Annotated in this window: 1 protein-coding gene; it reads right to left on the reverse strand. The window is 39.9% G+C overall.

The window, feature by feature from the left end; translation table 11 throughout:
* The coding region (locus AC1DRF_RS29240; protein ID WP_477742474.1) for a GntP family permease at positions 1–1061 on the reverse strand (1061 nt) is incomplete at its 3' end.
* Between the last annotated feature and the right edge of the window lie 16 nt (positions 1062–1077).

The following is a 1077-nucleotide window of genomic DNA, read 5'->3' on the forward strand; positions in this document are numbered from 1 at the left end:
AAGTGATACCACGTATCTCCTAATGCTTGAAGCGCAATACCCATACCGCCGGATGCTGAACCCGTGATCATCGCCAGCACTTGAACGCTTAATGCTTCTGAAACGAGTGGATTGCTCGAAATGTTTAGCAACACATGCGTGACATCTTTAAACTCTGGAACTGCTGTAATAACCGAGCCAAAACCTACTGCTGCACTCGTGTTAATAACAGCCATCACGGATCCTTTTGCTCCTTCATTTATAGAAGAAATAAACGTTTTATAGTGTTTAAAATTAATAAGTAAAATAGAAAAAATACCAATTAATAATGAAACGATAGGCTCCCATTTTAAAACGTTTAACGTCACGACAACGACAATCAGTGGTAAAATAGCTAATATTACATTCATCGAGTCCTGCTCATCACTCGCTGCGACTGATGATTCATTAGGCTCGGTAAATCCTTGATTTTTAGCTTTTAATTTTTTATCACGATAAGCTAACCATAAATATCCTCCCACTGCCATAATAAGACCTGAAACAATTCCAATAATCGAACCGGACATTGCATTCGTTTTAAATGTAGCAGTCGGAATCAGATTTTGGATTTGAGGCGTACCTGGAATCGCTGTCATTGTAAACGTAAATGCTCCGAGTGCAATGGTTGCTGGCAGTAAATTTCGCGATACGTTAGCTTCTCGAAATAGCGCGATTGCTAAAGGATAAATCGCAAAGACAACAACGAATAGACTCACTCCGCCGTATGTCAAAATGGCTGAAGCAATTAGCACCCCTAAAATGGCTCTTTTACTTCCAAATAATTTAGCAATACGCTGCGCCAACGATTTGGCTGCGCCTGTATCTTCCATTAGCTTTCCAAAGACGGCTCCTAATAAAAAGATGGGGAACCATTTTGCAGCGAAATCTACAAACCCTCCCATATACACATCTGTATAAGTAGGCAGTACTTTTAAACCGCTAAAATAAGCAACGAACGTAGCAACAACAGGTGCCACCCAGATAATAGACCATCCTAGATAAGCAAAAAACATCAACAATAACAATCCTACAATAATAACCACACGGTAACCTCCTTTC

The organism is Priestia sp. P5_B4, assembly GCF_056400385.1.